This window comes from Lysobacter sp. cf310, from assembly GCF_900114355.1.
Classification (GTDB): domain Bacteria; phylum Pseudomonadota; class Gammaproteobacteria; order Xanthomonadales; family Xanthomonadaceae; genus Lysobacter.
In genome coordinates, this window is sequence record NZ_FOSS01000002.1 from 280,311 (window position 1) to 293,045 (window position 12,735).

Consider the following 12,735-nt stretch of genomic DNA (forward strand, 5'->3'; position numbering starts at 1 on the left):
ATCATGCGAAACGGAGCCCCGCGATGCAAAACGCCCTGCGACACTGGCGCCACAGCGCCTGCCTGCTGGCCCTGCTGGCGATGACGGCGTCCGCGCAACCGCTGCAGGCCGCGACCGCGCAGCGCGACGGCCAACACGATTTCGACTGGGAGTTCGGCACCTGGAAGACCCAGGTGCGCCGGCTGACGCGCCCCTTGTCGGGATCGCGGGACTGGGTCGAATACACGGGCACCAGCGTGGTGCGCGGCGTGCTGGACGACCGCGCCAATCTGGTCGAGCTGCGCATCGAAGGCCCCAGCGGCCGCATCCACGGCACCAGCCTGCGTCTGTACAACCCGCAGACCCGGCAGTGGAACATCAACTACGCCAGCGCCGGCAACGGCATGCTGACCCGCCCGTTGTACGGCGGCTTCCAGGGCGGGCGCGGCGAGTTCTACGGTGCCGAAGACCTGGACGGCCGCGCGATCCTGGTGCGCTTCGTGATTTCCGACATCACGCCCGACTCGGCGCGCTTCGAGCAGGCCTACTCCGCCGACGGCGGCCGGACCTGGGAAAGCAACTGGATCGCCGTCGACACGCGCATCCGCGCATCCGAGTGAGGGCACGCGCGCCGCGGGTACGCGCATAGCGGGCTCGGCGCCCCTTCCTCGCCACAACGGCGCTGGCGCGCGGTACGATCCGCAGCTCACAGCCGCACTGCTCCTGCTCGCTCCGGACGCATGCGCTCATCATCGCGCCCTCCGAGATGCCGCCGTCGTGTCCCATTATTCAGGCCCCTTGTTCACCCGCCCCGTCGCCGACGCATTGCGGGCCGCACGCGACGCCAAGGCGAGCACCTGGGCCGGCTCGCTCGATCTGGGCCGCTCCAACCAAGCAATGCGGCTGGAAGCGGACGCCTGGCATTGGCGCGACCGTGCCTATCCCTACCCGGGCACGCTCAAGGACCGCACCGTCTATTACTGGGACGGCGAGGACTACGCGACGGTATCGCGCTACGCCGGCTCGCTGATCAAACTGGTGCCGACCGAATGGGGCGCGCCCACGTTCGAAATCGACGGCATCAAGATGCTGCCCACGGCCAAGACCTCGCCTGTCGACGACGCCCAGCGCAAAGTCGCGTTGGTCGAACCGCGCGGCAAGGTGGTGCTGGATACCTGCGGCGGCCTGGGCTACTTCGCCGCCTGCTGCCTGGAGGCGGGCGCCGCGCGCATCGTCTCGTTCGAGAAGAACGAGAACGTGCTATGGCTGCGCACGCTCAATCCCTGGTCGCCGGATCCCGACGCGCCCGCCAGCGGCGGACGCCTGGAGCTCACCCAAGCCGACGTGTCGAAAGCGATTGCGCAGATCGGCGACGCCTCGGTGGACGCTCTGCTCCACGATCCACCGCGCTTCGGCATCGCCGGCGAGTTGTACTCGCAAACTTTCTACGACCACCTCGCGCGCGTGCTGCGCCGCGGCGGCCGTCTGTTTCACTACACCGGCAGTCCAAACAAGCTCACCAGCGGTCGCGATGTCCCGCGCGAAGTCGCCAAGCGCCTGGAGAAGGCCGGGTTCAAGGCGAAGCTGGCGCTGGATGGCGTGCTGGGTATGCGGCGCTGAATCCCGCGCTGCAATGCAAGACAGCCGCCCAACGGCGGCTGTTTGCTGGACGATAGGCCGCGGCACGCGCCGCTTAGTCCTGGGTCGACAGCAGGCCCGGCAGGATCCGTTCCAACGCCACCCTTACCTGCGCCACGGTCAGATCCGGTTGCGCGATCGAGCGCATCGCCAGCCCTTCGATCAGCGACTGCAGGATCAATACCCGGGTTTCGACCTCGCACTCGGGCACGCCCAGGCCGCCCTGCTCGCAGCTGCGCGCGAACCATGCCGCCAGGTCGGCGCGGAACACCTTGTCGGAAGCATGCGTGGCCGCGGCGATTTCGGGATCGCGCGTGGCTTCGGCGGTGAGCTCCAGAAACAGCGCCGCATTGGTGATGCCGGGATCGTTGGCCTGCCACTGCTGAAACACTTCGGCGATGCCGCCGACCAGGTCGCTGCTTGCGTGCAGCTTGGCCACATCGGCCCGGGCCTCCTCGAGCTGGCGCTCGATGATGGCCAGGATGATGTCGTTCTTGGCCTTGAAATAGCGATAGATCAGGCCGGCGCTCATGCCGGCCGTCTCGGCGATATTGGCCATGCTCGCGGCATGGAAGCCATGCATCACGAAGCATTTCTGCGCGGCGACCAGGATGCGCTCGCGCTGGGCGAGCGCGCGTTCCTCGGCCTTGACGGTACGCTTGGGCGTGCTCATTGGCTGCGCTCGTTCCAGCCACCTCCCAGTACTTTATAGAGCGTCACCCGATTGACCTGTTCGCTCAGGCGCGTGGTCACCAGGCCCTGCTGCGCGCCGTACAAGGTGCGCTGGGCATCGAGCTGATTGAGGTAGCTGTCGCGACCGGCCTTGTAGCGCGCGGTCGAGAGCTGGTCCGCGCGCGCCGCGGCTTCCACCAACGCTTGTTGCGCCTCGCGCTGTTGGGCCAGGGTCTGGGTCAGCGCCAGCGCGTCGGCGACGTCGCGGAAGCCGGCCTGGATGGCCTTCTCGTACTGCGCCAGCGCGATCTGCTGATCGGCCTTGGCCGAGTCCAGGCCCGCGCGCAGCTTGCCGCCCTGAAAGATCGGAATGTTGATCACCGGGTTGACCGACCAGGCCCGCGTATTGGCATCGAACAGGCCCGATAGTTCGGTGCTGGCGCTGCCGAACAAGCCGGTCAGGCTGATCGACGGGAAGAACGCCGCGCGTGCGGCGCCGATGTTGGCGTTGGTCGCGCGCAGCGTATGCTCGGCCTGCAGCACGTCGGGACGGCGCAACAGCACCTCGGACGGCAGGCCCGACGGCAGCGCCGCGATGCCGCTGACTTCGTCGCTCAGGCGCTGCGGCAGCAGGGCCGGATCGACCGGCTCGCCGACCAGCAGATTCAGCGCATTGACGTCCTGCGCCACCTGGCCCGCGTAACGCGCCGCGTCCGCGCGCGCCTGCTCGACCTGGGTGCGCGCCTGGCTGACTTCCAGGCCCGATACCGCGCCCAGCTCGCGCCGTTTCACGGTGAGGTCGTAGGCCGCCTGCTGGTTCTTCAAGGTCGCCTCGGACACCGACTGCAGCTCGCGGTCGGCGGCCAGGGTCAGGTAGGCGTTGGTGACCTCGGCGATCAGGCTCAGCTGCGCGCCGCGGCGCGCCTCTTCCTCGGCGAAGTAGCGTTGCAGCGCCGACTGGCTCAGGTTGCGCACGCGGCCGAACAGATCCAGTTCGAAGTTGGTGATGCCCACGCCGGCGGTGTACTGATCGCTGACCACCTGATTGTCGCCGCCGGTACGTTGCAGCTGCGCGCTCACGCCCACCGCGGGGACGCGGTCGGCGCGCTGGATGCGGTACTGCGCGCGCGCCTTCTCCACGTTCAGCACGGCCACGCGCAGATCGCGGTTGTTCTCCAGCGCGCGCCCGATCAGGGTCTGCAGGTTCTGGTCGACGAAGAAATCGCGCCAGCCGATGTCGGCCACCGCGGCGGTGGAGACCGCCTCGGTGGCCTCGCCCGCCGGCGCCGCGCCGGCGAAGGCCTGGGTGGTCGGCGGCAGCGGCCACTCGCCCGGGATCGCCGCGTCGGCGACCGGCAGCTTCGGCGCCAGGCTCACGCAGCCGGCGGTCGCCAACGCGATCGCCAGCGCCAGGGCATGCATCGACAGCTTATTCATGGCTCTGCACTCCTTCCGAAGCCTGCGCAGCCGGCGCGTGCTTCTTCCTCACGAACAGTTTCTCGACCACCACGAAGAACAACGGGACGAAGAAGATACCCAGGAAGGTACCCACCACCATGCCGCCGAGCACGCCGGTACCGATCGCGCGCTGCGCGCCGGAACCCGCGCCGGTGGCCAGGGCCAGCGGCAGCACGCCCAGGCCGAAGGCCAGCGAGGTCATGATGATCGGGCGCAGGCGGTCGCGTACCGCGGCCAGAGTGGCGCCGATCAGGTCCATGCCGTTCTTGAGGTTCTCCTTGGCGAATTCGACGATCAGGATCGCGTTCTTGCTCGACAAGCCCACCGTGGTGAGCATCGCCACCTGGAAGTAGACGTCGCGCTCCATGCCGCGCAGCCAGGTCGCCAGCACCGTGCCCAGGATGCCCATCGGCGCGATCAGCAGCACCGAGGTCGGGATCGCCCAGCTTTCGTACATCGCCGCCAGACACAGGAACACGATCAGCAGCGACAGCGTGTACAGCAGCGGCGTCTGCGCGCCGGCCTGGCGCTCCTGGAACGACAGCCCCGTCCATTCCAGGCCAATGCCCGCCGGCAGCTGCGCCACCAGCTTCTCGACCTCAGCCATGGCCTGGCCCGAGCTCACGCCCGGTTTGGCCTCGCCGTTGATTTCCAGCGCCGAGACGCCGTTGTAGCGCTCCAGTCGCGGCGAACCGTATTCCCAGCGCGTGGTGGCGAAGGCCGAGAACGGCACCATCTCGCCCTTGTCGTTGCGCACGTACCAGCGGTTGAAGTCGCTGGGCACCATGCGGAACGGCGCGTCGGCCTGGATGTAGACGCGCTTGACCCGGCCGCGATCGACGAAATCGTCGATGTACTGACCGCCCCAGGCCGCCTGCAGGGTGGAGTTGATGTCGGCGATGTTCAGACCCAGCGCCGACGCCTTCTGATTGTCGACGTCGACGCGGAACTGCGGCGTGTCTTCCATGCCGTTGGGTCGCACGTTTTGCATCAGCTCGTTTTGCGCGGCCATGCCGAGGAACTGATTGCGCGCGGCGACCAGGGCGTCGTGGCCCAAACCGGCGTTGTCCTTCAGGTAGAACACGAAGCCGTTGGAGTTGCCCAGCTCGAACACCGCCGGCGGCGCCAGCGCGAACACGAACGCGTCCTTGATCTGCATGAAGCTGCCCATCGCGCGCCCGACCACGCCGTTGACGCTGTTGTCCGGCATCGGGGTCTTGCCGAAGCTGGTCAGCCAGCGCCAGCGGTCGCCCCAGGTGGCCTCGCGCTCTTCCCAGGGCTTGAGCTGCGAGAACGCCATGCCCGCGTTCTGGCCGTTACCGGCGAAGCTGAAGCCCTGCACGGTGAACAGCGAATCCACGGCCTTGTCGGACAGGAACTGCTCCTCGACCTTCTTGAGCACCTCGCCGGTGCGCTCCTGGGTCGCGCCGACCGGCGCCTGCACGATGGTGAACAGAAAGCCCTGATCCTCCTGCGGCAGGAACGAGGACGGCAAACGGAAGAACATTACGCCCATCAGCACCGCCATGGCCGCGAACACCATCATGAAGCGGCCCGAGCGGGTGACGATGCCACGCACCACGCCCTGGTACTTGCTGTTGCCGGCGTCGAACTTCTTGTTGAACCAGCCGAAGAAGCCCTTGTCGGACGCGTGGTGCCCCTTCTCGATCTGCTTGAGCATGGTCGCGCACAGCGCCGGGGTCAGCACGATCGCGACCAGCACCGACAGCGCCATCGCCGAGACGATGGTCACCGAGAACTGGCGGTAGATGACGCCGGTGGCGCCGCCCAGGAAGGCCATGGGCACGAACACCGCCGACAGCACCAGGCCGATGCCGACCAGGGCGCCGGTGATCTGATCCATGGACTTGCGCGTGGCCTCGACCGGCGACAACCCCTCCTCGCTCATCACGCGCTCGACGTTCTCGACCACGACGATGGCGTCGTCCACCAGCAGACCGATCGCCAGCACCACCGCGAACATGGTCAGCATGTTGACCGAATAGCCGAACAGCGCGAGCAGGCCGAACGTTCCCAACAGCACCACCGGCACCGCGATCGTCGGGATCAGGGTGGCGCGGAAGTTCTGCAGGAACAGGTACATCACCAGGAACACCAGCACGATCGCTTCGAGCAGGGTCTTGACCACTTCCTCGATCGCCACGCGCACGAACGGCGTGGTATCGAACGGCGTCACCGCCTTCAGGCCCTTGGGGAACGAGGGCTTGAGCTGCTCCAGCTCGGCCTGCACCGCCTGCGCGGTGGCCAGCGCGTTGGCGCCGGTCGCCAGCGAGATCGCGATGCCGGTGGCCGGCTTGCCGTTGAAGCGGGCGATCGTGCTGTAGTCCTCCTGGCCCAGCTCGACGCGCGCGACGTCGCGCAGCTTCAGCACGGCGCCGCTGCTGTTGGAACGCACCACGATGTTCTGGAACTGTTCGGCGGTCTGCAGGCGGTCCTGCGCGGTGATGGTCGCGTTGAGCTGCTGGCCCTTCACCGAGGGCGTGCCGCCGAGCTGGCCGACCGCGACCTGCGCGTTCTGCGCCTTCAGGGCGTTGATGACGTCGGTCGGGGTCAGCTTGTAGGTGTTGAGCTTGTCCGGATCCAGCCAGATCCGCATCGCGTACTTGGTGCCGAACAGCTGGGTGCTGCCGACGCCGTCCACGCGCGCGAGCGGATCGACCAGATTGGCGGCCACGTAGTCGGCGATGTCGGCGCCGTTCATGCTGCCGTCCTCGGACACGAAGCCGATGACCTGCAGGAACGACGAGTTCGCCTTGGACACGCTCACGCCCTGCTGCTGCACGATCTGCGGCAGCAAAGGGGTGGCCAGCTGCAGCTTGTTCTGCACCTGCACCTGGGCGATATCGGGATCGATGCCGCTTTCGAAAGTCAGGGTGACGCCGGACTGACCGTCGGACGAGCTGGTCGCCGACATGTACATCAGGCCGTCGATGCCCTTCATGTTCTGCTCGATGATCTGGGTCACCGAGTTTTCGACGGCCTTGGCGGAAGCGCCGGGGTAGGACGCGTTCACCGATACGGTCGGTGGCGCGATGGTCGGGTACTGCGAAATCGGCAGCTGGGTGATCGCGATCGCGCCCCCCAACATGATGATGATCGCCAGGACCCAGGCAAAGATCGGGCGATCGATAAAGAACCGTGCCATGAATTTCTCCGATTACTGCTTCGGCGCGGCGGCGGGGGCCGCGGCCGGCTTGGCCGCCGCGGCGCCCTTCTCGGTCGCATCGACCGGCATGCCGGGGCCGATCTTCTGCAGGCCCTCGACGATCACCTTGTCGCCGGCCTTCAGGCCGCTCTCGACCAGCCACTTGTCGCCGATGGCCTGACCGACCTGGACTTCGCGCGGCTCGACCTGGCCCTTGGCGTTGACGACCATCGCGGTCGCGTTGCCCTTCGGGTCGCGATTGATGCCCTGCTGCGGAACCAGCAGCGCGTTCTGGCGCACGCCGGTGCCGATCAGCGCGCGCACGTACATGCCCGGCATCAGCAGGTTGTCGGGATTGGGCACCACCACGCGCAGCAGGAAGCTGCCGGTGCCTTCGTCCACGGTGACTTCCGAGAACGCGAGCTTGCCCTGCAGCGGGTACTTGCTGCCGTCTTCGAGCAGGATCGTCACCGGCGTGTCGGCCTCGGTGAGCGTGCCGGCGGCGATCTGCTTGCGCAGCGCCAGCAGCTCGGCGCTGGACTGGCTGATGTCGACGTGCACCGGATCGAGCTGCTGCACCACCGCCAGGGCGTCAGCCTGGTTGGCCGTGACCAGGGCGCCCTGGGTCACCGTCGATTTGCCGATGCGGCCGCTGATCGGCGAGGTGATGCGCGCGCGGCCGAGGATCACGCCGGCGCTTTGCACCGCCGCGCGGCCCGAGGCCACATCGGCCTGGCTCTGCTTGAGCGTGGCGACCGCGGTTTCGTCGTCCTGCTTGCTGACCGCGTCGATCTTGACCAGGTCGCTGGAACGCTGCGCATTCAAACGCGCCGAGCTCAGCGCCGCTTCGCCGCGTGCGAGCGTGGCCTTGGCGGTTTCCAGATCGGCGGCGTAGGTCTTGTCGTCCAGCTGATACAGCGGCTGGCCGGCGCGCACCAGCCCGCCCTCGACGAACAGACGCTGCTGGACGATGCCGCTCACCTGCGGCCGCACCTCGGCGACCAGCGAGGCGCTGGTGCGTCCCGGCAGTTCGCGGGTCAGGGTGACGGTCTCAGGCTTCAGGGTCACCACGGTGACCTGGCCCTTCTGGCCACCGGGGCCGCCCTGCGGCTCGCCGCCCTTGCCGCAGGCGGCCAGGGACAGAGCCAGCACGGCCACGGTGATCACTGCGGGGACGCGGGAAATAGCGTTATGGGTCATGGACTTGCGCGACGGCATGGGGGAGCCTCAGGTCGTTGTTGCGGTCGGACAGACCGCGGCCACATTATAGAATGAACGATCATTCTCTTTTCTTTGGTAGGCGAGGTCAAGCGGCCTCGCCTCGCTAGGCGGCGATTTGAGTGCCTTTTTGGCCGTAATTCCTGTGCCCTTGTGCAGGGCCGAAGCGAACAGCCAACAATCGCAAAGCCGTCGGCGACCCCTCGGGCACGCCGCGGGCAGCGGTCGCGGCGGCAGTCGCAATGCCCTGCCGCTGGGCTCTCCGCGCCGAGTGCCCCTGTCTTCCGGCCTATTTTTATCGTAAAACGATATGTCTATTATCGCTACACGATAACTCGCAGGGAGCCTTCCATGAACCGCACCTCCGCCCGCGCCCTCGCCGTCGCCCGCCCGGTCATCCAGGGCCTGACGGTCTTGAACCTGATCTACCTGGCCTGCCTGATCGTGCTGCTCAGCGCCAGCTTCCTGATGAACGGCTGGCCCGAACGCGCGCTGGGTTTCGACCTGGTCGCCAAGTACCCGCAGGCTTCGTACGGCCTGCGCGGCATCGTCATGGTCGGTATCGCCGGCGCCGCGATCGTGCACACCGTGCTGCGCCGGTTGCTGGCCATCGTCGACACCGTGCGCAACGGCGATCCCTTCATCCTCGAGAACGTGCGCCGCCTCGACCGGATCGCCTGGAGCGTGGTCGCGCTGGAAGTGCTGCGCCTGATCGTCGCCGCGATCGCCGCCGCGGTGTGGGAGCCGGGCCGCATTGAAGCCTTCTCCTTCGCGCCCTGGCTGTCGGTGCTGCTGCTGTTCGTGCTGTCGGGCGTGTTCGCCCACGGCGCCCGCATGCGCGCCGATCTCGAAGGGACGGTGTGACATGGCGATCCTGGTCCGCCTGGACGAACAACTGCATGCGCGCCGCATGACGCTCACCGAGCTCGCCTCGCGCATCGACATCACTCTGGCCAACCTGTCGATCCTCAAGACCGGCAAGGCCAAAGCCATCCGCTTCTCCACGCTAGAAGCGATCTGCGCGGTGCTGGAATGCCAACCCGGCGACCTGCTCGCGTTCGATCCCACGCTGCCCTCCGAGGACTGACGCCATGCGCAACCCGTTCGCACCCGACCCGCGTCACGAAGGCGTGCGCCCGATCCAGCTCTGGGGCCTGCGCCTGTTCTTCGGGCTGATGCTGGTCTTCGTCACACCGACCGCCTGGAGCGCACTGCTCACGCACGAAGGCCCTTGGGACCCGGTGCGCGCGGTCGCGTTCGCCGTGTGGGCCACCTACCCGGCGCTCGCCCTGTTCGGCCTGCTGCGTCCGCTGCGCTGGTTGCCGCTGATGTTCTTCACCATCGGCTACAAGGCGATCTGGCTGGGCTTCGTCGCCTATCCGCTGTGGCAGGCCGGGACCTTGTGGGGCACGCCCACCGGCGAAGTCGCGGCATCGTTTTTGGCGCTGCCGCTGCTGGCCTTGGTGGTGCCGTGGGGTTACGCGTGGCGGACGTATTTCGCTTGGCCAGCTCGCAATACTCATGCGCCGCCGACGAGATTTCGACATAGCGATGCCGTCTGACACCATTACTGTGCTCACGACTTTCACCATCGGCACACTCTTGATGGCATGACGAAAATATCCTTGCAACACTCCGTGCTGCGCAGGTTTGAAGGGTAGTCTTCGCCTGCCGCCGCCATTCGGAACTGCCATGGAAGTCATGAATGTATCGCGTCTTCGCTGCATGCTTGCCGTCGTTTTGCTGGGTATCGGTTCCCACGCCGCCGCATCGGCGCTGAATCCAACACCCGCGGAGATCCAAGACGGAAAACAGGTCCTGAAGGACACCGCGGCCTGGTTGCTGGAAGAGCACATCGATCCGGCTAATCCGTCCGCGCCGGCCCTGCCCAACGGCGCACGTCGCTCGGTCCAGCTCAACGAGTCGGCACCCGGCGCGGCGCAGGACCTGAGCGACTACGAGCGTCTGAACAATCACGCAGCCTGCAGAAGTCTGGAGTTCCTGGCCCTGTACGCGCGCTACGGCGCGGACTTTACGGTGCTGTTGAACGACGGTCATACCGAACGCCACCACGTGCGCCTAGGCGTGCGGCGCTATGTCGGCCTGATCCTAAGCCTGCGCTCGAACGCTCCTTCCATGTTCGACTACGGCGCCATCGCCGCGGTCCCCGACTCGCCCGAGACCGCCAACTACGACACCCTACCCAACGCCGTGTGCGGTCGCGCCCTACTGCTGGCCAGCGATACGATGAACGAGCCCGAGTGGGAAACCCGCGCCATCGAGATCGCGCAGTTCCTGCTGCGTCTTCAGAACCCCGACCCCCACTATGTCGGTCGCGTCGATTTGTCTGGACGCTCCACCCGCGACGGCATCTTCGACGGCGTGTACCGCAAGACCATCGACGGCACGCAACAGAACGTGCTGCGCGCCAACATGCGCGCCTGGAACCTGGCCGCTGCGCCCTTCTTGGAAGAGGTGTACGCGCGGACCGGCGTTATCGGCTACCACTACGGCGCCATCAAGATCGTGCGCGGTTTGAAAGAGGGGGCGCTCAGCCAGTACGACTACTACGCCATCGGCGGCCTGCCGGACAGTCCCTACGTCAACAAGGTGTTCTATAGCCCGGACTGCCACGCGCCCACGCCCTACTCCGACGGCCAGTGGCATCGCGCGGGCGACCCGTGCCCACGCGGCGTCGACGGCATGTACGCCACAACCGGCACCGACGGCACCGAATATGGCTTGGCCGCGCTGCACGAATACGGCTACGATCCCGTCGCCCTGACGCAGGCCTATGCCGAGCTCATCGACATGCCTGCGCTGGATAAGCAAGGCTTGCCGCAAACCGACTACGACGTCAGCCTGAGCTTGCTGGGCTACTTTCGCATGTGCCGGGTGGCTAGTCCGGCCTGCGCGCCGTATCACTACGGCAGCACCTACGACACCGTCGGCCTGGGCTTGCTGGCGCGCTTCAAACTCGACCTCGCCCCAACCGCCAATGCGGATGATGTGTTCTTCCAACTCCTGCGCGGCCCGCTGCAACTGGGCACCGGCGCCGTGCCCGGACCGCCTAGCGACCCGCGCATGATTGCGCAATGGAAAAAGGTCACCAGCGCGCAGGTCGACGATTACCCGCGATGGATGACCCAAGGCACCCTGCCGGTCGCCACCAACGCAACCGCCATCTTGAAGTTCATCGCGCGCTGCAAGATCGATCCGGCCGATACTGGATGCCCGAACTGAATGCGTTGGCCGACCGTCCCTAGGGCTTAGGACGGGGCGCGCAATCCTCTGCCCCGCTCCTTAAGAAACGATCGATAAGCGATGCATCGCCAGCGAACCGGCTGCGCCGCGCGGCACCGCCGGCTCGTCTAATGGACGCGCGCAACGAACGGACCGGCCTCAATCCTTCGAAGGCGGATCCTCACCCGGCAACGGCTGATGGCCCTCGCCTTCCGGTAGATCCGCGTTCTGTACATGCTTGCGGCGCGCCTGCCCTTCACCGTCGTGCGGATTTTCGCCAGGCAGCGGCTGATGGCCCTGCCCGTCCGGCGGGCCTTCGCCGCCTTGCTTGCTGTTGTCCTTGCCCATGTCGATCGCCTCGTAAGCGCCGGGTGGGGTCCGGCTAATCTGCACGCTGCGTGTTGGGCGGTTAAGGCAGGGTCTAGCGCTTGCTCGCCGCTCTTCACGGTTACCGAACGTTAGCCGTCCATGCACGAGGAACGTGGGGTCGCGACGCCCGCGTCAAGGCACGTCGCAACGCCAGATCGAACTCGCCAGCCACAGGTTGGCGCGGGTGACGTGATTGTAGACCTCTTCCAGCGGCGTGCCGCCTTGCGCGATGCATTGGGCATTCGCATCCGCGCGCGCATCCGCCAGGGCGATGCCCGGATCGTAGCTCTGCCCGTGGCCGCTGACGGTCACCACGGTCGCGAAGGCGGATCCGCAGATCAACAGCAGCGCCAGCGCTGTCGTTATCGAGTATTTCCTCATGCTCGTTCTCCCGTGCCCGAGTGGACGCGCGCATTCGAACATGGCGCATGGAGGGGACCGTGAAAGGCGGGTAATCGAACCGTAAAGCCGATGGCCTCGCGCGTTGGACAGGGACGTAACGCAACCACGCAATCGGATGTGGGAGATGGTTGAATAGCGTTCGTAAGCGAGCCAGCGGCCTCAGATCATGTCTCAGGAGCGAGAGAGATGTCCTTAAGCATCACCGACCTCAAAGCCTACGTCCCCGCCCAGGACTTCGAAGTGTCCAAAGGCTTCTACCAGGCCATGGGGTTCGCCCTGTCCGAGGGCTGGGGCGGCACCGCCGATTTCGACTTGAACGGCCACTGCTTCCGGTTGCAGAACTACTACGTCAAGGACTGGGCCGAGAACTTCATGATGGTGATCGGCGTGCCGGACATCGAGGCCTGGCACCAACGCGCCAAGGAGGTCGTGGCCAGCGGCCGCTATGCGCCGGCGCGCTACATGCCGCCCGAACCGGTGGACGACTCCAGCGTGCTGCATGTCTGGGACCCGTGCGGCGTGCTGCTGATCTTCGTGCAGTAGCGGGCATCCGCGCCGCCGCTTTGCTTCTAGAATTGCCGATCGCACCG

At 66.6% G+C, this 12,735-nt stretch carries 13 protein-coding genes; 7 read left to right on the forward strand and 6 right to left on the reverse strand.

Features of this window, described 5'->3' with window-relative positions; genetic code table 11:
- The first annotated feature begins 23 nt into the window (after positions 1-23).
- The gene (locus BMZ45_RS07960; RefSeq protein ID WP_091634800.1) at positions 24-599 is read left to right on the forward strand and encodes a hypothetical protein; all 576 of its coding nucleotides are present in this window, start codon (positions 24-26) and stop codon (positions 597-599) included.
- A 157-nt stretch (positions 600-756) separates the two neighbouring features.
- The gene (locus BMZ45_RS07965) at positions 757-1,599 is read left to right on the forward strand and encodes a class I SAM-dependent methyltransferase (RefSeq protein ID WP_091634803.1); all 843 of its coding nucleotides are present in this window, start codon (positions 757-759) and stop codon (positions 1,597-1,599) included.
- Between the two features lie 73 nt (positions 1,600-1,672).
- On the opposite strand, the gene BMZ45_RS07970 is transcribed toward BMZ45_RS07965, so the two are convergent.
- Genes BMZ45_RS07970 through BMZ45_RS07985 form a run of 4 tightly spaced genes read right to left on the reverse strand, consistent with a single transcriptional unit; the run spans position 1,673 to position 8,113 of the window.
- Entirely contained in the window at positions 1,673-2,290 is a 618-nt protein-coding gene (locus BMZ45_RS07970; RefSeq protein ID WP_091634806.1) for a TetR/AcrR family transcriptional regulator, read from the reverse strand.
- On the reverse strand, positions 2,287-3,726 hold the full coding sequence (locus tag BMZ45_RS07975; RefSeq protein WP_091634808.1) for an efflux transporter outer membrane subunit: 1,440 nt from the start codon (positions 3,724-3,726) through the stop codon (positions 2,287-2,289). Before BMZ45_RS07975 ends, BMZ45_RS07970 begins: the two co-directional genes overlap by 4 nt.
- Positions 3,719-6,913 carry an efflux RND transporter permease subunit gene (locus tag BMZ45_RS07980; protein WP_091634811.1) on the reverse strand — a complete coding sequence of 1,065 codons (3,195 nt, stop codon included), beginning with the start codon at positions 6,911-6,913 and terminating at the stop codon, positions 3,719-3,721. The genes BMZ45_RS07975 and BMZ45_RS07980 overlap by 8 nt, the downstream gene beginning before the upstream one ends.
- A 12-nt stretch (positions 6,914-6,925) precedes the next feature.
- A complete protein-coding gene (locus BMZ45_RS07985) occupies positions 6,926-8,113 on the reverse strand; it encodes an efflux RND transporter periplasmic adaptor subunit (RefSeq protein ID WP_091636334.1) in 1,188 nt (395 codons plus the stop codon).
- 369 nt (positions 8,114-8,482) lie between these two features.
- Here BMZ45_RS07985 and BMZ45_RS07990 point away from each other — a divergent pair, with 369 nt between their 5' ends.
- The 4 genes from BMZ45_RS07990 to BMZ45_RS08005 all read left to right on the forward strand — a co-directional run bounded on the left by BMZ45_RS07990 (position 8,483) and on the right by BMZ45_RS08005 (position 11,374).
- Positions 8,483-8,995 carry a DUF2975 domain-containing protein gene (locus BMZ45_RS07990; protein WP_091634813.1) on the forward strand — a complete coding sequence of 171 codons (513 nt, stop codon included), beginning with the start codon at positions 8,483-8,485 and terminating at the stop codon, positions 8,993-8,995.
- 1 nt (position 8,996) lies between these two features.
- Positions 8,997-9,218 (forward strand): helix-turn-helix domain-containing protein, encoded by a 222-nt coding sequence (locus BMZ45_RS07995; protein WP_057162955.1) that lies wholly within the window; start codon positions 8,997-8,999, stop codon positions 9,216-9,218.
- Between the two features lie 4 nt (positions 9,219-9,222).
- On the forward strand, positions 9,223-9,693 hold the full coding sequence (locus BMZ45_RS08000; protein ID WP_091634816.1) for a hypothetical protein: 471 nt from the start codon (positions 9,223-9,225) through the stop codon (positions 9,691-9,693).
- 163 nt (positions 9,694-9,856) lie between these two features.
- On the forward strand, positions 9,857-11,374 hold the full coding sequence (locus tag BMZ45_RS08005) for a hypothetical protein (protein ID WP_139215438.1): 1,518 nt from the start codon (positions 9,857-9,859) through the stop codon (positions 11,372-11,374).
- Positions 11,375-11,533: 159 nt separating this feature from the next.
- Here BMZ45_RS08005 and BMZ45_RS08010 read toward each other — a convergent pair whose 3' ends face one another.
- Both BMZ45_RS08010 and BMZ45_RS08015 read right to left on the reverse strand, forming a co-directional pair.
- Positions 11,534-11,722, reverse strand: a complete 189-nt coding sequence (locus BMZ45_RS08010; protein WP_091634822.1) for a hypothetical protein — start codon at positions 11,720-11,722, stop codon at positions 11,534-11,536.
- Between the two features lie 153 nt (positions 11,723-11,875).
- Positions 11,876-12,124 (reverse strand): hypothetical protein, encoded by a 249-nt coding sequence (locus tag BMZ45_RS08015; RefSeq protein ID WP_091634825.1) that lies wholly within the window; start codon positions 12,122-12,124, stop codon positions 11,876-11,878.
- Positions 12,125-12,331: 207 nt separating this feature from the next.
- On the opposite strand from BMZ45_RS08015, the gene BMZ45_RS08020 reads away from it, so the two are divergent.
- A complete protein-coding gene (locus tag BMZ45_RS08020; RefSeq protein ID WP_091634828.1) occupies positions 12,332-12,688 on the forward strand; it encodes a hypothetical protein in 357 nt (118 codons plus the stop codon).
- The last annotated feature ends 47 nt before the right edge of the window (positions 12,689-12,735 follow it).

What these genes read in the sequence shown, in the direction of transcription:
- BMZ45_RS07970 (WP_091634806.1), bottom strand. Translation starts at nt 2,290, where the DNA reads ATGAGCACGCCCAAGCGTACCGTCAAGGCCGAGGAACGCGCGCTCGCC.
- BMZ45_RS08005 (WP_139215438.1), top strand. Translation starts at nt 9,857, where the DNA reads ATGCTTGCCGTCGTTTTGCTGGGTATCGGTTCCCACGCCGCCGCATCG.
- BMZ45_RS08000 (WP_091634816.1), top strand. Translation starts at nt 9,223, where the DNA reads ATGCGCAACCCGTTCGCACCCGACCCGCGTCACGAAGGCGTGCGCCCG.
- BMZ45_RS07975 (WP_091634808.1), bottom strand. Translation starts at nt 3,726, where the DNA reads ATGAATAAGCTGTCGATGCATGCCCTGGCGCTGGCGATCGCGTTGGCG.
- BMZ45_RS07990 (WP_091634813.1), top strand. Translation starts at nt 8,483, where the DNA reads ATGAACCGCACCTCCGCCCGCGCCCTCGCCGTCGCCCGCCCGGTCATC.
- BMZ45_RS07995 (WP_057162955.1), top strand. Translation starts at nt 8,997, where the DNA reads ATGGCGATCCTGGTCCGCCTGGACGAACAACTGCATGCGCGCCGCATG.
- BMZ45_RS08020 (WP_091634828.1), top strand. Translation starts at nt 12,332, where the DNA reads ATGTCCTTAAGCATCACCGACCTCAAAGCCTACGTCCCCGCCCAGGAC.
- BMZ45_RS07960 (WP_091634800.1), top strand. Translation starts at nt 24, where the DNA reads ATGCAAAACGCCCTGCGACACTGGCGCCACAGCGCCTGCCTGCTGGCC.
- BMZ45_RS08010 (WP_091634822.1), bottom strand. Translation starts at nt 11,722, where the DNA reads ATGGGCAAGGACAACAGCAAGCAAGGCGGCGAAGGCCCGCCGGACGGG.
- BMZ45_RS07980 (WP_091634811.1), bottom strand. Translation starts at nt 6,913, where the DNA reads ATGGCACGGTTCTTTATCGATCGCCCGATCTTTGCCTGGGTCCTGGCG.
- BMZ45_RS08015 (WP_091634825.1), bottom strand. Translation starts at nt 12,124, where the DNA reads ATGAGGAAATACTCGATAACGACAGCGCTGGCGCTGCTGTTGATCTGC.
- BMZ45_RS07985 (WP_091636334.1), bottom strand. Translation starts at nt 8,113, where the DNA reads ATGACCCATAACGCTATTTCCCGCGTCCCCGCAGTGATCACCGTGGCC.